The 18,986-nt window shown below is 72.4% G+C and carries 16 protein-coding genes; 6 read left to right on the top strand and 10 right to left on the bottom strand.

Features of this window, described 5'->3' with window-relative positions:
* Positions 1 to 57: 57 nt before the first annotated feature.
* From ACQCO7_RS28315 to ACQCO7_RS28275, 9 genes are all read right to left on the bottom strand, one after another.
* Positions 58 to 1,314, bottom strand: coding sequence for a hypothetical protein (locus tag ACQCO7_RS28315; RefSeq protein ID WP_464074453.1), 1,257 nt, complete (start codon positions 1,312 to 1,314; stop codon positions 58 to 60).
* Positions 1,311 to 3,179 (bottom strand): glycosyltransferase, encoded by a 1,869-nt coding sequence (locus ACQCO7_RS28310; protein ID WP_464074452.1) that lies wholly within the window; start codon positions 3,177 to 3,179, stop codon positions 1,311 to 1,313. The genes ACQCO7_RS28315 and ACQCO7_RS28310 overlap by 4 nt, the downstream gene beginning before the upstream one ends.
* A gap of 248 nt (positions 3,180 to 3,427) precedes the next feature.
* On the bottom strand, positions 3,428 to 5,020 hold the full coding sequence (locus ACQCO7_RS28305) for a dipeptide ABC transporter ATP-binding protein (protein WP_464074451.1): 1,593 nt from the start codon (positions 5,018 to 5,020) through the stop codon (positions 3,428 to 3,430).
* A complete protein-coding gene (locus ACQCO7_RS28300) occupies positions 5,017 to 6,015 on the bottom strand; it encodes an ABC transporter permease (protein ID WP_464074450.1) in 999 nt (332 codons plus the stop codon). Before ACQCO7_RS28300 ends, ACQCO7_RS28305 begins: the two co-directional genes overlap by 4 nt.
* Complete coding sequence (locus ACQCO7_RS28295; protein ID WP_464074449.1) at positions 6,012 to 7,028, bottom strand: ABC transporter permease; 1,017 nt, start codon at positions 7,026 to 7,028, stop codon at positions 6,012 to 6,014. The genes ACQCO7_RS28300 and ACQCO7_RS28295 overlap by 4 nt, the downstream gene beginning before the upstream one ends.
* Positions 7,029 to 7,064: 36 nt before the next feature.
* Complete coding sequence (locus tag ACQCO7_RS28290) at positions 7,065 to 8,786, bottom strand: ABC transporter substrate-binding protein (RefSeq protein WP_464074448.1); 1,722 nt, start codon at positions 8,784 to 8,786, stop codon at positions 7,065 to 7,067.
* A 255-nt stretch (positions 8,787 to 9,041) separates the two neighbouring features.
* Positions 9,042 to 9,134 carry an Ms4533A family Cys-rich leader peptide gene (locus ACQCO7_RS28285; protein WP_316685627.1) on the bottom strand — a complete coding sequence of 31 codons (93 nt, stop codon included), beginning with the start codon at positions 9,132 to 9,134 and terminating at the stop codon, positions 9,042 to 9,044.
* 57 nt (positions 9,135 to 9,191) lie between these two features.
* On the bottom strand, positions 9,192 to 10,667 hold the full coding sequence (locus ACQCO7_RS28280) for a DUF3152 domain-containing protein (protein WP_464074447.1): 1,476 nt from the start codon (positions 10,665 to 10,667) through the stop codon (positions 9,192 to 9,194).
* 5 nt (positions 10,668 to 10,672) lie between these two features.
* Positions 10,673 to 11,644, bottom strand: a complete 972-nt coding sequence (locus tag ACQCO7_RS28275) for an alpha/beta fold hydrolase (protein WP_464074446.1) — start codon at positions 11,642 to 11,644, stop codon at positions 10,673 to 10,675.
* Between the two features lie 261 nt (positions 11,645 to 11,905).
* On the opposite strand from ACQCO7_RS28275, the gene ACQCO7_RS28270 reads away from it, so the two are divergent.
* The 4 genes from ACQCO7_RS28270 (at position 11,906) to ACQCO7_RS28255 (ending at position 13,828) form a co-directional block, all read left to right on the top strand.
* Complete coding sequence (locus tag ACQCO7_RS28270; protein WP_464074445.1) at positions 11,906 to 12,136, top strand: hypothetical protein; 231 nt, start codon at positions 11,906 to 11,908, stop codon at positions 12,134 to 12,136.
* A gap of 214 nt (positions 12,137 to 12,350) precedes the next feature.
* Complete coding sequence (locus tag ACQCO7_RS28265; RefSeq protein WP_464074444.1) at positions 12,351 to 13,022, top strand: TetR/AcrR family transcriptional regulator; 672 nt, start codon at positions 12,351 to 12,353, stop codon at positions 13,020 to 13,022.
* A 144-nt stretch (positions 13,023 to 13,166) separates the two neighbouring features.
* Positions 13,167 to 13,391 (top strand): DUF3107 domain-containing protein, encoded by a 225-nt coding sequence (locus ACQCO7_RS28260; protein ID WP_010350493.1) that lies wholly within the window; start codon positions 13,167 to 13,169, stop codon positions 13,389 to 13,391.
* Positions 13,392 to 13,558: 167 nt separating this feature from the next.
* On the top strand, positions 13,559 to 13,828 hold the full coding sequence (locus tag ACQCO7_RS28255) for a hypothetical protein (protein WP_464074443.1): 270 nt from the start codon (positions 13,559 to 13,561) through the stop codon (positions 13,826 to 13,828).
* A gap of 83 nt (positions 13,829 to 13,911) precedes the next feature.
* Here the strand turns inward: ACQCO7_RS28255 and ACQCO7_RS28250 are convergent, their stop codons facing one another.
* Entirely contained in the window at positions 13,912 to 14,664 is a 753-nt protein-coding gene (locus tag ACQCO7_RS28250) for a ferritin-like fold-containing protein (protein ID WP_029183382.1), read from the bottom strand.
* Between the two features lie 512 nt (positions 14,665 to 15,176).
* Here ACQCO7_RS28250 and ACQCO7_RS28245 point away from each other — a divergent pair.
* Together ACQCO7_RS28245 and ACQCO7_RS28240 are read left to right on the top strand one after the other, a co-directional pair.
* A complete protein-coding gene (locus ACQCO7_RS28245; protein WP_464074442.1) occupies positions 15,177 to 17,915 on the top strand; it encodes a DEAD/DEAH box helicase in 2,739 nt (912 codons plus the stop codon).
* Between the two features lie 110 nt (positions 17,916 to 18,025).
* Entirely contained in the window at positions 18,026 to 18,979 is a 954-nt protein-coding gene (locus ACQCO7_RS28240) for an alpha/beta fold hydrolase (RefSeq protein WP_464074441.1), read from the top strand.
* Positions 18,980 to 18,986: the final 7 nt, after the last annotated feature.

The raw sequence follows: 18,986 nt of genomic DNA, 5'->3' as shown, positions 1-18,986 counted from the left end.
GCAGGGCGTGCGGAACGCTGGAGCTCGGTGCGGGTGCCGGGTTCGCCGGGTGGGCGCTCAGCACGGCCGGTCCGTCCGCGCGTGGGCCGACGCCTTCGTGAGGGTGCGGGCCGTGTGGATCAGGAGGGTCGCGGCGGCGGCCGTGGCGGTGAGGGCGGGGAGCGCGGCGGGGCCCCAGGCGGTGACCAGGGTGTCGACCGGGACGGACAGGGCGTCGCAGCCGGGGAGGCGGCCCGCGAGGACGGTGGCCGGCGCGAGGGCCAGGGCGGCGGCAGCGGCGGACAGGACGACCGCGGGGGCGTGCGTGAAGCCGTGGATCGTGAGGAGGCGGGCGAGGAACAGCAGCAGGCCGAGGGGGACCACGCGCGCGTACTCGGCGGGTTCGCCCAGGAGCGCGCCGCACAGCGCAGTGAGACCTGTGAGGGCGGCCGTGTACAGGGCGGCCGTGCCGAGCAGCAGCGGTCGTACGGCTCTGGCGAACTCCTCCAGGCCGCGGCTGCCGCACAGTCTGCGGCCCGCGCGGACGGCGAGGAGGTGGGCGCAGCACGCGGCGGGCGCGCAGGCCAGGGCGAGGGTCAGCAGGGGCGCGGCGGTCAGCGGCCAGGGGGCGTCCGGGGTGAGCCCTGGCGGGCTGTCGGGGCCCCCGGTGACGGTCGCGGCGAGGAAGCCGTCGCCGACAGCGGCGTACAGCAGGAGCCAGCAGGCCGCCGAGGTGGTCCGGTGCGGCACCGGGCGGGGGCGCCGGCGCGGGCTCAGCGGGCCGTGGCGCAGTACGGCGCGCAGCGCGAGGGCGACGGCGAGGACGCCCATGCCGAGGACGGCCTGCCGTTCGGTGCCGGAGGTGCGGTGCAGCCCGGCGACCGTCGCGGCGCACAGGGCGCCCGGGAGGAGGCTGAGCAGCGCCCACGCGGGGCGGGCGGGTGAGGGGAGGCGCTGGGAAGGCGCCCGCTCTGTCGCGTTCTCCCTCGGCACGCGCGCGTACATCTCCTCGGCGAGCGAGAAGACATCCCGGTGGCGCAGTCGCGCGGCGTCCCGGTCGGTGAATCCCTGCGCCTCCAGTCCTGCGGCGATCTCCAGGGGGTCCACCGCGCGCTCGCACAGCTCCCGGTGGCGGTGCAGCAGGGCCTTGACGGGGTCGACGCCGGTACGCCGAGGCCCTGTGGCGACGACGGTTTCGCGCGACGCCGGAGACTCGCCCAGCGCCGTACGCCCCGGCTCCCCCGGAGCGTGCCCGGTCCACTCCAGCGACCGCTCGTCCCACGCCCCCGCACTCCCCGGCGTCCCGGGCCGGTCGAGCCCCTCCAGCCCGCTCACAGGACCCCCTCCACCACCGAAACCGCCGTACACGCGGGCCCCGAACCCACCCCCACGGGCACGGCGTACACCCCACAGCTCCCGTCACCCCGAGAGGCGCCCTCGGCCCGCGCCGCAGCCGTCCCCTGAACGGCCGCACGCGCCCCGGACCTCGCGCCCCCGCAGCCCCCGGCCCCGCCTACGGCTTCGGCCCCCTCGAAGACCGCGTCCTCGAAGGCCCCGTCTTCAACAACCGCGCCCTCACCGGCAACCCCAGCCGCCTCGCCCCCCGCAACCGCCCACCCCGGCACCCGGCGCCCCGTCCACCGCCCCGCCAGATGCGCCTCCGCGGGCACGCCGAACGGCATCGGCTCCCCGTCCTCGCCGACCACGACACGCCGGACGGGGCACCGGGACACGACGTCCAGATAGATCGCGTCGAACGTCGCGACGTTCTGCTCGACGGTGAACAGCTCCAGCGCGCGTGCCCGCGCCGCCGCACCCAGGCGCGCACGGCGCTCGGGGTCGCGCAGGAGTGCCACGCACGCCTCCGCGAGCGCCCGCGGATTGCGCGGAGGGACGACGAGCCCGGTGCCGCCTATCGCCTCGACGACGGCGCCGACGTCGGTGGAGACGGTGGCGCGCCCGCAGAGCATGGCCTCGACGAGCCCGTCGGGGAACCCTTCGACGACGCTGGAGAGGACGACGACGGCGCCCGCCGCGTACGCCTCGGCGGCGCCGGGGAGTTCGGGGCCGCCGGGTTCCTCGAAGGAGACGGGGTTGTCGCCGACGGCGTAGGAGCCGGGGGCCTCGTCGGGGAAGAGCTGGGCGGCCAGCGCGCGGCAGTGGCCGAGGTAGGCGGCGCCCTCGGCGTCGGCGGGCGTGCCGACGACGCGCAGCCGGGTGCCGGGCTCCTGCCTGCGGACCTCGGCGAAGGCGTGCAGGAGGGAGACCAGGTCCTTGGCGGGCTCGATCCGGCCGACCCACACGAGGGTGCGCGGGTCGGCGGTGTCGGGCGCCTCGCCGACCTCGGCGAAGGGGCGGGCGTCGAGCCCGGGGTGGACGGTGCGCAGCTTGGCGGGGTCGGCGCCGCAGCGCTCCTGCCAGCGGCGCGCATGCGCGTTGCCGGGCGTGATCCGCGCCGCCCCGCGGTACACCTCGGCGGCGAGCCGTCCGTGGAAGGCGGCGAGCAGGGCGCGTACGGGGGCACCCGCACGGTGAGCACCGTCTCTCTCGCGCGCGCCTCCCCCGCTCCCCTCCCCCTCCGCGCTCCCCGCGCTCTCCAGGTACTGCGCCCGCAACCGCACCCCGTACTCCGTCACAACGAGCGGCACCCCGAAGAAGTGCCCGGCGAGGAGCCCCGGGAGGGCCACGACGCCGCCTGAGGCCGCGTGGCAGAGGTCGACGGCCCCGAGGGCGTCCGCGTCGTACCAGGGCAGCGACAGGGGCCTCAGGGCCCGTTCCAGGCGGTCCGCGACGGCGAGCAGGTCGGGGACGCGGGCCTCGTGGGCGGCGGGTCGGGCGCCCGGCGCGCGGCAGGCACGTTCCAGGGTGCGTACGGCCCGTTCGGAGCGGAGTGCGCCGGGCAGGCCGCCTTCGTCGCGGGCGAGTTCGGCGAGTGTGTACAGCGCGTTGCTGAAACGGTCCGCCTCGGCGGTGGAGGGGGACGCGGAGCAGATGGCAGCGGCCAGTTCGCCGTACGCGGCCAGGAAGCGCCCGCGTGCACGGCGGCCGTGGACGATGCCGTCGTCGCAGGGGTCGTCGGGGTGGAGCGTGTAGACGGCGAACTCGTGCTGTCCGAGCCCGCGCACGAGCCGGTCGCACCAGAGTCCGGCGTCACCGCCCAGATGCGGTCGGCCACCCTCCGTCAGCAGTCCGATGCGCACGAGCGCACCCCCGATCTCCCGTTCAGGGAGCCGTCGTTGACCCGACGGCTCACAGCGGGAAGAACGTATGCGGACAAGGCGGTGGTGCGGTGGACGGTTGTCCGTCGCACCACCAAAAGGGGTGAACGGTCGTAACTTTCCCGTGCGGGTCGCGTTCTGTCGCGCTAAGGGATCACACGGTCACCGACCGACGGGCCGAAAATCATACGAAAGCGCCCCAGGGTGACACCCTGGGGCGCTCGGTCGGCTCAGGCCGCCGCCAGCTCCCGCCGTTCGGCGCGTCTGCGCGCGGCGACGCCCGGATCGAGCGCCGGTACGGCCGCCAGGAGCTGTTTCGTGTAGTCCTCGCGCGGCGCGTCGTACACCTCGTCGGCGGGCCCCTCCTCGACGATCCGGCCCTGCCGCATGACGGCCACCCGGTCGCTGACCTGGCGGACGACGGCGAGGTCGTGGGCGACGAAGACGAGCGCGAGGCCGAGTTCGCGCTGGAGCTCGGCCAGGAGGGCGACGACCTGCGCCTGCGTGGTGACGTCGAGCGCCGACACGGGTTCGTCGCAGACGATCACGCGCGGGTCGGCGGCCAGCGCGCGGGCGATGCCGACGCGCTGGCGCTGTCCGCCGCTGAACTCGTGCGGATAGCGGTCGTAGTGGTCCGCTTCGAGGCCGACGCGCTCCAGAAGCTCCGTCACCCGCGCGCGGATGGCCTTCTCGTCCCTCTCGCCTCGCGCGCGCAGGGGGTCGGCGATCGACTCGCCCACGGTGCGGCGGGGGTTGAGGGAGGAGACGGGGTCCTGGAAGACCATCTGGACGGAGGGGTCCACGCGCGTGTGCGCGTGTCCGTCGTAGCGGATCTCGCCGGCCGTGGGCTTCAGAAGGCCCACCAGCATGCGTCCCAGGGTGGTCTTGCCGCTGCCGCTCTCGCCGACGACCCCGAGGGTCTCGCCCCGGCGGACGGTCAGGGAGACGCCGTCGACGGCCGTGAACGCCTTCTTGCCGCGCCCGAACTCGCGCCGCAGGCCGGTGGCTTCGAGGACGACGTCGTCGGTCGCCCCGGAGACCGTGCGGCGTACGTCCACGCGCGGGACGGCGCCGAGCAGCTCGCGCGTGTACGCGTCCTTCGGAGCGCCGAGGACGTCCCCGACCGTGCCGCGCTCGACGAGCCTGCCGTGGCGCATGACGAGGACGTCGTCGACGCTCTCGGCGGCCACGCCGACGTCGTGGGTGACCAGCAGGAGGCCCATGCCGGTCTCCTCGCGCAGCGTGTGCAGCAGGTCGAGGATCTGGGCCTGGACGGTGACGTCGAGGGCCGTGGTGGGCTCGTCGGCGATCAGCAGGTCCGGTTCGCAGGCGAGGGCCATCGCGATGAGCGCGCGCTGGCGCATGCCGCCGCTGAACTCGTGCGGTCTCGACCGCGACCGGCGGGCCGCGTCCGGGATGCCGACGCGTTCCAGGACCTCGACCGCACGCGCGCGTGCGGCACGCTTCGTGGCACGCGTGTGCACGCGGTACACCTCGGCGATCTGGTCGCCGATCGCGTAGTACGGGTCCAGGGACGACAGCGGGTCCTGGAAGACCATCGCCGCCTTCCCGCCGCGCAGCCGCCGCAGCTCGTCGTCCGAGGCGTCCTGGACGGCCGTCCCGGCGACGGTCACGGAGCCGCCCACACGCGCCCCAGTGCCCCTGTGCAGGCCCAGGAGCGCCGAGGCGACCGTGGACTTGCCGGAGCCCGATTCACCGACCAGAGCGAGCGCAGCGCCCGCCTGGAGGGTGAAGGAGAGGCCGTCGACGGCCTTCAGGGCGCCGAACTCGACCGTGAGGTCACTGACTTCCACGAGGCTCACGCGAGCACCACCCTCCGGTCGGCCACCGCGTACAGGACGTCCGCGACGGCGTTGGCGAGAACCACGAAGAACCCGATGACCAGGACCATGCCGACGACGACCGGGAGGTCGACGACGCTGACCGCGTGGACCAGCTCCTGGCCGATGCCGGGCAGCCCGAACAGCGTCTCGATGAGGACCGCGCCGCCCATCGCGCTGCCGAAGTCGTTGGCGTTGAGGGCGATGACCGGCGCGAGCGCGCCGCGCAGGGCGTGCCGTCCGATGATCGCCCGCTCACCGACGCCGTACGCGCGGAAGGTGCGGATGTGGTCCTCGGCGAGCGTCTCCAGCATCGACGTACGCGTCAGGCGCGCGAAGTAGGCGGCCTCCGCGAGCGCGAGGGTGAGCCATGGCAGGAGGAGGTTCCACGCCCACTGTTCGGGGTCGTCGGAGAAGTTGACGTACTGCGGGAACGGCAGCAGTTCGAGCTGTCCGCAGACGACGATCATCAGCAGGAGGCCGATGACGAAGACCGGCATGGCGATCCCGGCGAGGGTGACGCCGGTCAGCGCGCGCTCGGTGAACCGGCCGCGCCGCCACACCGACAGCACGCCCGTGCCGACGCCCAGGATCAGCCACAGCACCATCGCGCCGAACACCAGCGACAGGCTGACCGGGAGCTTGCCGAGGATCGTCTCGGTGACCTGTTGGCCGGTCTGGTACGACATGCCGAGGCAGGGCGCCGAGCAGTGTTCGACAGAGGTGCCGGTCGAGTAGTCGTGGCCGACGACGATGCCCTGGAGGAAGTCCCAGTAGCGCAGGTAGAGCGGGTCGTCGAGGTGGAGCTGTTCGGAGACCTGGCGGACCTGTTCCGGCGAGCAGCGCGGGCCGCAGGTGATCTGGGCGACGTTGCCCGGGGTGACGTAGAAGACCACGTAGATGACCGCCGAGAGGGCGATCAGCGTGAGGACGACGCCGACCGCGCGGCGCAGGAGGAATCCGATGAGGCCGTTCACTGCGCGGCCCCCTTGGCGGTCTCGGCCTTCGCCTCCTGCTTGCGGCCCGTCCCGACGCGCAGGCGCGATGCCGCGCGCGGGTCGAGGGCGGTGCGGACGCCGTCGGCGAGGACCATGAGGGCCAGCACCGTGACGAACAGGGCGCCCGCGGGCAGCAGCAGGTACTGCGGGGCGGTCTGGTACCAGACGTTGGCGGAGGTGAGCATCTGTCCCCAGGAGGGGGTGGGCGGTTTGACGCCGACGCCGAGGAACGACAGGGCGGCCTCGATGGCGATGTTGGCGGGCGCCATCAGCGCGGCGTACGTGATGACCGGCGCGGCGAGCCCGGGGAGCAGCTCCCGGTGGGCGATCCGCCAGGTGCTCCAGCCGCTGAGCCGGGCGGCGGCCACGTAGTCGCGCTCCTTGAGGCTGAGCGTCTGCGCGCGGGCGATCTTCCCGATCGTGCCCCAGGCGACGAACCCGATGACGAGCGAGACGAGCACCGGGCGCGGGAAGCTGGCCGGTACGACGGCCAGCAGGGCCAGCGCCATGATGATCAGCGGCATCGCGACGATGATGTCCGTGATCCGGCTCAACAGTTGATCAACCCATCGGTTGCCGAGCGCGGCCGTGACGCCGACGACGACGCCGAGGACGACCTGCACGACGGTCGCCGCGAGCGCGACGCCGAGGGAGACGCGGGCGCCGTAGACGAGGCGGGCGAACAGGTCGCGGCCGGTCTGCGGTTCGACGCCGAGCCAGTGGTCGGCGCTGACGCCGCCGAAGGAGCCGAGGGGCACGCCGCCGCGCGCCGAATCGACCAGGTCGGGATGGTAGGTGGTGGGGTCCTGGCCCTCCAGGGCGGTGAGGAGGGGCGCGGCGAGCGCGACCAGGACCAGCAGGGCGACGACAGCCGCCGCGACCATGGCGGCCCGCTGCGCGCGCAGCCGCCGCCAGAACTGACGGGCACCCGAAGCCCCCGGGACGGCGGTGTCCGTCCCGGGGGCCTGGGGGGCGTGGAGTGCCTGACTCATGTTGATTGCTTGATCGTCGTTGATTGTGTGTATCGACTACTTGACCGCGACCTGCGAGATGTCCAGGACACCCGTCCAGTCACTGATCACGACGTTCTTGATGTCCTTGCCCACAAGCCGCTTGTAGACGGGGTGGAACAGCGGGACGGTCAGCGCCTGCTCGCCGATCTTCTTGTCGAGGGCGCCCCAGCGCTTGGCGGCGGCGTCGAGGTCGGTGAGCTTGTTGATCGCGTCGATCTCGTCGTTGACGGACTTGTCGTTCAGCTGGGCGGAGTTGAAGTTCGCGCCGTCCGTGACGATCTGGCGGCCGTCGAAGATCGGGGCGAGGAAGGGGCCGCCGGAGGGCCAGTCGGCGCCCCAGTGGGCGAGGAAGAGGCCCGGCTCGGTCTTCACGCTCTGGATCGTGTCGGAGTAGTCGTTGTCCTCAAGACCCTGGAGCTTGACGGTGATGCCGGCCTTCTTGAGCGCGTCCTGGATCGCGGTCGCGATCTCGGGGCCGGTCTCGGGGTTCTTGTCGTTGGAATGCGTCAGCGTGACGGTCAGCCCGTTCGGGTGGCCCGCCTCCTTCAGCAGTTCCTTGGCCTTGGCGGCGTTGCCCGTCGCACCGGCCGGGAAGAGGTCGTACGGCGTGTAGCCGAAGGACTTCTGGTTCGGCAGGTAGGTGGTGGCGGGCTCGGCGAGCGCGGAGCCGCCGGCCGCGTTGATCACGGAGGAGCGGTCGACGGCGTAGGAGATCGCCTGGCGCACCTTCGGGTTGTCGAACGGCTTCACCTTCGGGTTGAAGGCGATGTAGTTCGTGTAGCCGAAGTGACCGGTGCCCACGCGCGAGGCGAGGCTCTTGTCGCCGGTCACCTTCGCGAGTTCGGCCGGGCCGAGGTTGGTGTCCGTGGTGACCGCGGCGGCGTCCGCCCCTTGGGACGCGGACAGCCGCTGGTTGATCACCGCGGAGTCGAGGCCGGAGCGTACGTCGATCTTGTCCGGGTACGCCTTGCGCTCGGCGTCCGTCGCGGCCGACCAGTTGGGGTTGCGGTCCAGGACGACGTGCTCGCCGTTGTTCTCGTTCGTGACGACCTTGTAGGGGCCGGACGAGACGGGGTGCTCGACGTACTTGGTGCCGGTGTCCTTGGCCTTCGGGACCGGCGCGAACTGCGTCTGCGTCGCCAGGAAGGGGAACTCGCCCTCGGGCTTGTTCAGGTGGAAGACGATGGTCCGCGCGTCCGGCGTCTCGATCGCGGCCAGGCCCTTGGGGTCCTTGTAGGGGCCCTGGTAGCCGGCGGCGCCGACCAGCCAGTCCCGCAGGTAGGGGGCGCCGCCGGACAGCTCGGGCGCGAAGGAGCGCTCGATGCCGTACTTGATGTCGGCGGTCGTGATCGCGGTGCCGTCCTCGTACTTGAGGCCCTCCTTGAGGGTGTACGTCCACACGGTCGCGTCCTTGTTGGGACGGCCGGTGTCGGTGGCGAGGTCGGGGACGACCTTCGCGCCCTCGGCGCCGTTCTCGCGGTTGCGGGTGGTGAGCGTGCGGAAGAGCAGGGACGGCACGTTGCCGCCGCCGGAGGTGTAGAGGCGGGCTGGGTCCAGGTTCTTCTGGGGGTTGGCGTTGAGTACCGAGAGGGTGCCGCCCTTGTGGGGCGTTGCGTCGGCGCCGGAGGAGCCCTTGGCGTCGTTGTCCTCCGGCCCGCAGGCGGCGACACCCGCTGCCACGACCAGGCTGACGGACGCCGCGGCCACGCGGCGGGCTATGACGGACGGTTGACGCATCGGTGGGGGCCTCTCGATCGACCGGACCGGTCGGGTTGACCGGGCGGAGTGTGGTGACGGCGGGGTTGATTCACTTGACCAACTTGATCCGGTCATCCTGTATTCCGACAGCCGTCCCGACATGCGAGACAGATTGACGAGGAATGAGACGACCGGGAACAGACGTATGCCCCGGCGGCGGAGAGCCGAAAAAACGTGACCCTGGTCACGACATAAGGCGGGTGATCCGACGCGCGCACGCATGAGGGCGGGGCGTCAGCAACAGTGGATGTCGGCTACACAGAGCGCGGTCACGCCGATGAGCGCGAGCTCGATGGCTGCGCTGGCGACAGCATGACTAGACCACATGGACAGAAATATGAACGAAAATCGGTGCGCATGTCAACGTGACTTATGAGTCGTTTGTCAACTGCCCGGGTACGCCCAGGGGTTGGGTCGGCAGTGGATTCCCTTGAAGACCAGGAACTTCGTCTGCTGCTGCATGACGGGGGCCAGGTCGCCCTCCTTGTCGCACGTCTCGTGCCCGTACCCGAGCCGGTGCCCCACCTCGTGGTTGATCAGCATCTGCCGGTACAGGTACATCTGGTCGCCGTACGTCTGCGAACCCTGCGCCCAGCGGTACGCGTTGATCATCACGCGCTCGGTGGCGGTGGAGTTGCAGGACACGTTGTCCTGCGTGGTGTCCAGGCCTGACTTTTCGCACCAGAACGCGGTGGTGCCGGGACTCGCGAGCGTGATGACGAAATCCGGCCGTCCGCTGTAGATCCGCTCGAAGGTACGGGCCCCGTTGTGCGCCCAGCTCCGGTTGTCGTTCAGGGTCTTCTGCACGGCCTGCGCGAACAGCCCGCCGTCCAGCCCCATCCCCTGCTCGACGTCGACCCGGTACGTGTATTTCCGGCCCTTCCCGGGCGCCTTGTCGACACCCGGCACCGCGTCGAACTTCCCCGACCCCTTGAGGTCAGCGGCCAGCGGGTACTTCGCGGCCATCCTCTCGTCGTACGACAGCGGCTTCACGTCCGCCGGCACGGACGGGCTCGGGACGACGCCGACCGCGCCGCCCGTCTGTGTGGACCGTTCGCTCTGCGACTCGGTGCGGGCCGTGTCGTCGCTGCCGTCGTCGGTGACCTGTCCGGCGACGACCACGGCGAGGACGGTGGTGACGGCCGCCGCGGCGATGCCGGTGAAGGCGCGGCCCTTGCCGCTCTTCGTCGGGGCCGGGGCCTCGGCGTCACTGTCGGGGTTGATCGGGTCGACCGGGTTGAGCGGTGCCGATGGGTGGTCGACACCTCGATCAACATCGTCAAGTCGGCCACGTCGATCAAGTTGGTCAATGAGATCGACGTCCATATGGACGGCCGTGTCCATACGGCCGGACCTGTTGACCATATTGACGGCATTGACGGCATGACCGCCGCCGTCCACCTGCCCCGCCCCGTCCCCGAACGCGTCCAGATACTCCCGCCGCGGTCCACCCCCCACCCGCGGCCTCGGCACGACAGACGGCCGCCCCGCACCGTCCTCCCCCAGCGCACCCCAGCCGCCCCCGGCCTCCCGCTGCTCGGGATGCCCCCCGCGCACGGAGGGGAACCCGCGCGCGGGCGTCCCGTCGAGCGGGGGAAACCCATAGGGAGGCGTCCCCTGAGGAACACCCCCCTGGGGCGCGCCGTTCCCGCGATAGGGCCCGGCGGAGGGCGCCCCGCTCTCGTGCCAGGACGCCTCGGAGTTGCGCGTGGGCAGCGGAGGCCGCTCCCCGGAACCCTCCGGCGAGGGAGACGCACCTCGCGGGGAAGCCGCGCCTTCGGCGGGAACCCCGCCCTGCGCGGCCCCCGCCCCCTTCTTCGCCGGTTTCGGCGCGGGCCCCCGTCGACTGTGCCGTCCCACGCGCCTCAGCTCCCGGTGTCGGCGTCGGCGCTCTGGGCAAGGAGGTCCCGGAAGGCGGCGGCGACGGCCTCCGGATACTCCATCATCGCGACGTGCCCGGCGTCGGGCAGGGACAGCAGCCGGGAGTCGCGGAAGGTGCGCTCGGCCTTGCGGGCCATGCGGTAACCGACGAGCTGGTCGCGGGCGCCGTAGACCAGCAGCGTGGGGGCGAGGACGCGGGCGGCCTGGCGCCACATGTTGTGCTGGCCGCCGAGGGTGTAGGAGTTGACGAGCCCGCGCGCGGAGCGCGTCATCGCGTCCCAGAAGTACGGCAGCCGCAGCCGCCGCTCCATCTCCTCGACGGCGGCCTGGAAGCCCTCCGGCGTCACGCGCGCGGGATCGCCGTAACAGAGCGCCGTGACGCCCCGGACGCGGTCCTCCGGCGTCCAGTCGCGGCTGAGGCGGGTGAACAGGGCGGTCACTCCGGGCACGGCGAGCAGTCCCGTCGGGACGGCGGTGCGCTGGACGCGGATCTCGGGGAGGGCCGGCGAGACCAGGGTGAGCGTGCGGACCAGGTCGGGCCGGACGGCCGCGACGCGCGTGGAGACCGCGCCGCCCAGGGAGTTGCCGAACAGGTGGACCGGGCCGCGCCCCGAGGAGTCGAGGAGGTGGATGACCGCGCGCGCGTGCGAGGAGACCGAGTAGTTGCCGTCGTCCGGCGGCGGGGAGTCGCCGAAGCCCGGCAGATCGACGGCCTCGCTGTCGACGTCGCCCTCCAGGCTCCGCATCAGCTCCGACCAGTTCTGCGAGGAACCGCCCAGGCCGTGGACGTACAGCGCCGGAGGCAGCCCCGCTCGCGCGGGTGGCCGGGAACGGACCGTGAGCGTCGCCCCCGGCAGCCGCACCGACCTCAGGCGCTCGCCTTCCGCGACCCGGACGGGCAACACCTGGGGAAAGGCGTTGACGGGCGGCGGAGTTGGCACCTCGGTCGAAGACATGCGGCAATGTTACGAGACGATCACACACCCTTACACGCGATCGCCGTCACAGAAGGCGTGACGGAACGCACAAAGGGGGAACAGAATCGATCACTCAGGAACGCGACCGGTCGGCGGACGTCACGCGCGCCCGCGCCGGCTGCGCGGCATGGCACCCGCGCGGGACGTCTCCTAGGCTCGGAAGCGACTCGGCATCACCCTGACCCATCGGCCTCATCCGGACCCCGGTGGACGCGAACCCCAGCGGAAGGGAGACCCGTCATGACCACCGACCCCGTCGACCCCACGGATCCCGACACCTTCGAGCACGACGGACAGCGCGACGAGCAGACCGACGTCGAGGCCCCCGAGGACGACGCCGCCGAACAGCGCGCGGAGTTGACCCCGCGCCAGGACGACTCCCTGGAGGACGCGGACCCGACCCGCGCCGCCGAGGGGGACCTGCTGGAGCAGTCCCGGGTGGTCGCGCAGGACGAGGACGACTACCGCTGAGCCGACCGGCCACCTCCGGAACGGCCGCCGAGAGCGCCTCGTATGCCCGGAACGTGCCGGGCCGAAACCCCTCGTGTCACTTCTGCGCGGCTTTTCCCACCGCCCCGGTCCGTGAAATTCTGCGCTCGCACCGCGCACACCACGGTTACCGAAAAGTACGATGGCGACGCGGCCAAGCACAGCACACCGCATGTGGACAACTTTGGGAGGCGGCGTGACAGCCATCGAGCAGACTGAGGCTACGCGCCCGCGAGGCACGCGCCTGCCGCGCCGTGCCCGGCGGAACCAGTTGCTGGGCGCCGCCCAGGAAGTGTTCGTGGCACAGGGCTACCACTCGGCCGCCATGGACGACATCGCCGAACGCGCGGGCGTCAGCAAGCCGGTGCTCTACCAGCACTTTCCGGGCAAGCTCGACCTGTACCTCGCGCTCCTCGACCAGCACTGCGAGGCCCTGATCCAGGCGGTGCGCACGGCGCTGGCGTCGACGACCGACAACAAGCAGCGCGTGCGCGCGACGATGGACGCGTACTTCGCGTACGTGGAGGACGAGGGCGGCGCTTTCCGGCTGGTCTTCGAGTCGGACCTGACGAACGAGCCGGCCGTGCGCGAGCGCGTCGACAAGGTGGCGAACGAGTGCGCGGAGGCGATCTGCGACGTCATCGCCGAGGACACGGGCCTCTCGCGCGCAGAGTCGATGCTGCTGGCCTCCGGGCTCGGCGGGCTCGCCCAGGTCGTCGCCCGCTCGTGGCTGCACAGCGACCGCAGCGTCCCGCGCGACCAGGCCGTCCAGCTGCTGGCCTCGCTCGCCTGGCGCGGCATCGCCGGCTTCCCGCTGCACGGAGCGGAACAGCACGGAGCTGAACAGCACGGCACGGAGACCCACTGACGTCACGGCTCGCGTTTTTGTTCCCGGACGGTGTTCGCTCCTGGCATGGGTGGCCCGCGCCGTGTCCGTCGCCCCGCCGGGCTAATGTGTGCAGCGTACGGCGCGGACGCCCGCGCACTCACTGACCGTCGGAGGGACATAGCCGTGGAGGTCAAGATCGGCGTGCAGCACGCACCCCGCGAGATCGTTCTGGAGAGCGGTCAGAGTGCCGAGGAGGTCGAGCGGGCGGTGGCCGAGGCACTGGCGGGCCAGTCGTCGCTGCTCAGCCTCGTGGACGACCACGGGCGCAAGGTCCTGGTCCCCGCGGACCGTCTGGCCTACGTGGAGCTCGGCGAGCCGGCCCCGCGCAAGGTGGGCTTCGGCGCGTAAGGCACATGCACGGCGAGGGCCCGGCGACTGTCACCAGTCGCCGGGCCCTCGATCGTTTCTTCACGGACGGAGCACATCTCCCGCACAGGGGAGGATTGCATTCCGCAGGTCACGGGTATGACGGCTACGACCTTGGTGCACGGGACGGCCGTACGGGAGGGACCCACATGATCTTCGAAGCGCTCGCCTCCGCGATGCTCGGTCTGGCACTCGCGTGGGCAGCGGTCCGCCGCCTCCCGCACCGTCTCCCGGCCGCCTCCCTGGTCCTGACGACCGGCACGGCCGGAGCCCTGTTCGGCGACTTCGTCACACACACGGCGTTCGCCTCGGGCCTGCTGCCGAGCCTGCTGGGAGCGGTGGTCGTGGCGACGGCGTCCCTGTCGCTGCTGCTGCGCCCGTCGACGGGGCGCCTGCGGGAGCGATCGATCCCGGCGTGACGCCGGGACACCCACAGCCGGGACACCCACGGCCGGGACACCCACGCGGGCGCGGATGACTCCCCGCGCCCCCGGGACACCCCTCAGGCGGCCAGCCCCAGCGCCGCCATCCGCTTCGTGTGCGCCTCGGTGATCCGCGAGAACATCCGCCCCACCTCCGCGAGGTCGAACCCGTCGGCCACCCCGCCGACCAGCATGGTCGACAGCGCGTCCCGCTCGGCCACCACCCGCTGGGACTGCGACAGCGCCTCCCCCATCAGCCGCCGCGCCCACAGCGCGAGCCGCCCGCCCACGCGCGGTTCGGCGTCGATGGCCGCGCGCACGCGCTCGACGGCGAACCCCGCATGACCGGTGTCGTCCAGTACGGCGAGCACCAGCGCGCGCGTGTCGGAGTCGAGCCGCGCGGCGACCTCCCGGTAGAAGTCGCTGGCGATGGAGTCACCGACGTACGCCTTCACGAGCCCCTCCAGCCAGTCGGAGGGCGCCGTCTGCCGGTGGAAGCCGTCGAGGGCCGCGACGAACGGGTCCATGGCGTCCGTGGGCTCCGCGCCGATCTCGGTGATCCGGTCGCGCAGCCGCTCGAAGTGGTGGAACTCGGCGGACGCCATCTTCGCCAGCTCGGCCTTGTCCGCGAGGGTGGGCGCGAGCTTCGCGTCCTCCGCGAGCCGTTCGAACGCCGCGAGCTCGCCGTAGGCCAGCGCTCCGAGGAGGTCCACGACGGCGGCCCGGTACTGCGGCTCGGTGGCGGCCTGGTCCCAGTTCTGGGCGGCGATGCCGGTGTGCTCGGGGGTTTCGGCGGACTCGTTGGCGTGGTCAGACGTCGTCATGAAACGCACAATAGTCCGCCGACGAGAAGCCGTGAGCCCCGCCGCCGGGCGGGCTTGCGGCCGTACGGCTGCGGGGGCCGAACCCTGGCCGAATCCGGTGAGAACCAGGACGTGACCCGATCGGCCATCACATGTGCACGATTCCGGGGTATGGTGGTAATGCGCCTGCTGGTACCTCGTGTACCTCGCAGGCCCATGTATGAGGATGCCCGGTCGCTGGCCCGATCGGCTCCGACCCGACAGCCCTCCTGTTCCGTACGGCACATCGCGTACGGCGTTCGGAGGGACCCTCAGCGGTACGAGCGCTAGAGCGTCGGCAGAGGTCCCGTGCCCTACGGCTGGTCCGTAAGGCCGCCGACGTCCCCCGGCACGGTCTGCCAAAGACCCCCGCGCTCGCCTCGCACCGCGTACACAGAAGAGGCAGCACCCTGACTACGACGTTCAGAGATCTCGGAATCCTTTCCGAGACCGCCGAGGCCCTCGAAGCCGTCGGCATCATCAATCCCTTCCCCATCCAGGAGATGACCCTCCCCGTCGCCCTCAGCGGCACGGACATCATCGGCCAGGCCAAGACGGGCACCGGTAAGACGCTCGGCTTCGGTCTGCCGCTTCTGGAGCGCGTCACCGTCCCCGCCGACGTCGAGGCCGGCCGCGCCGCCCCAGAGGCGCTCACAGACGCTCCGCAGGCCCTCGTGGTCGTCCCCACGCGCGAGCTGTGCACGCAGGTGACGAACGACCTGCTGACGGCCGGCAAGGTCCGCAACGTGCGCGTGACGGCGATCTACGGCGGTCGCGCGTACGAGCCGCAGGTCGAGGCCCTCAGGAAGGGCGTCGACGTCGTCGTCGGCACCCCCGGGCGCCTGCTCGACCTCGCGGGCCAGAAGAAGCTCGACCTCAAGCACGTCCGGTGCCTGGTCCTCGACGAGGCCGACGAGATGCTCGACCTGGGCTTCCTGCCCGACGTCGAGAAGATCATGGCCATGCTGCCGGCGCGGCGTCAGACGATGCTGTTCTCGGCCACCATGCCGGGCGCCGTCATCGGCCTCGCGCGCCGGTACATGTCGCAGCCGACGCACATCCGCGCGACGTCGCCGGACGACGAGGGCGCGACCGTCGCGAACACCGCGCAGTATGTCTACCGCGCGCACTCGATGGACAAGCCCGAGATGGTCTCCCGCATCCTCCAGGCCGAGGGCCGCGCGCTCGCGATGGTCTTCTGCCGCACCAAGCGCACGGCCGCCGACATCGCCGAGCAGCTGGAGCGCCGCGGGTTCGCCTCCGGCGCGGTCCACGGCGACCTCGGCCAGGGCGCGCGCGAGCAGGCGCTGCGCGCGTTCCGCAACGGCAAGGTCGACGTGCTGGTCTGCACCGACGTCGCCGCGCGCGGGATCGACGTCGAGAACGTCACCCACGTCATCAACTACCAGTCCCCCGAGGACGAGAAGACGTACCTGCACCGCATCGGCCGCACCGGTCGCGCGGGCGCGTCGGGTACGGCGATCACGCTCGTCGACTGGGACGACATCCCGCGCTGGCAGCTCATCAACAAGGCGCTGGACCTCGGTTTCAACGATCCGCCGGAGACGTACTCCACGTCCCCGCACCTCTTCGAGGACCTGAAGATCCCGGCGGGCACGAAGGGTGTCCTGCCGCGTTCCGAGCGCATGCGCGCGGGTCTCGACGCGGAGGAGCTGGAGGATCTGGGCGAGCCGGGTGGCCGCAGTCGTGGCCGTGGCGGCCGGGGTGACCGTGACCGCCGTGGCGGCTCCGGCGACCGTGACCGTGACCGCCGTGGTGGCCGTGGCGAGTCCGCGCCCGTCGAGGCCGAGTCCGAGCGCCCGTCCCGCACGCCGCGCCGCCGTCGCCGTACGCGCAACGGCTCGCCGCTGGAGCAGGGCGCCGCGCCCGTCGTGCAGCAGCAGCCGGCCGCCGTCGAGGAGACGGCTCCGGTCGGCCGTACGCCGCGCCGTCGCCGCCGTACGCGCAGTGGGGCGCAGGAGTCGGCCGTCACGACGCCGGTGACGCCGTCCGTCGAGCAGGCGCCGGCCGCCGAGGTCGCGGTCGAGACCGCCGAGGGCCAGCCGCGTCGCCGTACGCGCACGCGTAGGAGTGACGAGCAGCCCGTCGCGTCCGTGGTGGAGACCGAGTCGGCCGCCGGTACGACGCCGGTCGCTGCCGAGGTCGCCGTGGAGACGGCCGAGGGGGCGCCGCGTCGCCGTACGCGCACGCGTAAGGAGTCGACGCCGGCCGCCGCGCCCGAGGTGACGGCTGCCGCTGTCGTGGAGACCGTCGAGGCGAAGCCGCGCCGTACGCGGAAGGCTGCCGCCGAGGCTGTGGTGGAGGCCGTCGCGGCCGAGGTCGTCGAGACCAAGCCGCGCCGGACCCGGAAGGCCGCTGCCGCTCCGGTGGAGGCTGCCGAAGCGGTGGTCGACGTGGTCGAGGCCAAGCCTCGGCGTACGCGGAAGACCGCCGAGGCCGCGCCTGTCGCCGAGGCTCCCGCCGAGGTCGCTGAGGCCGCGCCGCGCCGGACGCGCAAGACGGCTGCCGCGAAGGCTGCTGAGGCCGCCGTCGACACGGCCGAAGCCGTCGAGACCAAGCCCCGGCGCACCCGCAAGACCGCCGTCGCTGCGGAGGCGCCCGAGGCCGAGGCCGTCGAGGCGAAGCCGCGTCGGACCCGGAAGACCGCCGCCACCAAGGCCGCCGAGGCCGTTGTGGAGGCCGCTGAGGCTGTCGTCGACGCCGTCGTCGAGGCGAAGCCGCGTCGGACGCGTAAGACGGCTGCTGCCGAGGTCGCGCCTGTCGCCGAGGCTCCCGCCGAGGCCGCGCCGCGCCGCACGCGTAAGACGGCTGCCGCGAAGGCCGCCGAGGCCGCCGTCGACACGGCCGAAGCCGTCGAGACCAAGCCCCGGCGCACCCGCAAGACCGCCGCCACCAAGGCCGCCGAGGCCGCGGTGGAGACGGCCGAAGCCGTCGAAGCCAAGCCGCGCCGCACCCGCAAGACGGCCGCCACCAAGGCCGCCGAGGCCGCCGTCGACACGGCCGAGGCCGTCGAAGCCAAGCCGCGCCGTACCCGCAAGACCGCCGCCCCCTCCGAGGCCCCGGCCGCGCCGGTCGAGGCCGCCGAGGAGGCCAAGCCCCGCCGTCGTACGACCCGGAAGGCGGCCACCGCCGCCGAGATCCCGGCGCAGGCGACGGAGGAGCCGGCCGTGAAGCCGCGCCGCACGCGGAAGGCCGCCGCCGTGGAGCCCACGGACGGCTGAGCAGCGACGAACGCCGACGGCCCGGCCCCTCTTCACGGGGCCGGGCCGTCGGCGTTCCCGAGGTGCCTCCCGCATCCCGGTCTCCCCCGCCCCCCGGATACCCTCCCCAGGTGACCTTCCCCCTGCCCCCCGCAGCCCGCCCCCTCACCCTCCGCACCCCCCGCGGCGACTTCGCGGCGATCGACACGCCCGCCGTCGCGACCGTGCCCTACCGGGGTGTCGCCCTGCTGCTCCCCGGGTTCACCGGCAGCAAGGAGGACTTCCACTTCCTCCAGGGGCCGTTGGCGGCGTGGGGGTATCGGACGGTCGCTGTGGATGGCCGGGGGCAGTACCAGTCGTACGGGCCCGAGGTGGACGAAACTCCGTACGCGCAGGGCGAGTTGGCGAGGGACGTCCTCGCGCAGGCGCGATTCCTCGGTGGGCCGGTGCACTTGCTGGGGCACTCGATGGGCGGGCAGGTCGCGCGCGCGGCGGCGCTACTCGACCAAGTCCCCTTCCGTAGCCTGACGTTGATGTCGTCGGGCCCGGCGGAGATCTCCGACTCGCAGAAGCAGCGCGTCACGATGCTGCACGAGGCGCTGGCCGTGATGAGCATGGCGGAGGTGTGGGAGGTGATAGTGGCGATGGGGCCGCCGGAGGACGTCGGCGGACCGGCGAAGGGCTTCGGCACACCGGAGTTGATGCGGAACCGCTGGACCGGGCACAGGCCCGCCCAACTCCGCGCCACGGGACGCCAGTTGTGCACGGAACCGGACCGTGTGGATGAACTCGCCGCGCTGGCCCTGCCGTTCCACGTCCTGTCGGGTTCGACCGACGACACCTGGCCGGTGCCCCTGCTGGACGAGATGGCGGTACGGCTCTCCGCGCGCCGCACGGTGATCGAGGGCGCGGACCACTCGCCGAACCAGGATCAGCCGGCCTCGACCGCGAAGGCGCTGGCGGACTTCTGGGACACACACCAGGGCACACACCCGGACACGCGTCAGGCGGACAACCCGGTGCACCACCAGGCGGACAACCCGGTGCACCACCAGGCGGACGACCTCGCGTGCGAGCCCAACTAGCCCTGCC

The organism is Streptomyces saintjeani (assembly GCF_055409605.1).
Note: the sequence above shows the minus strand (reverse complement) of the source record. Positions and strands in the feature narration are given on the sequence as shown.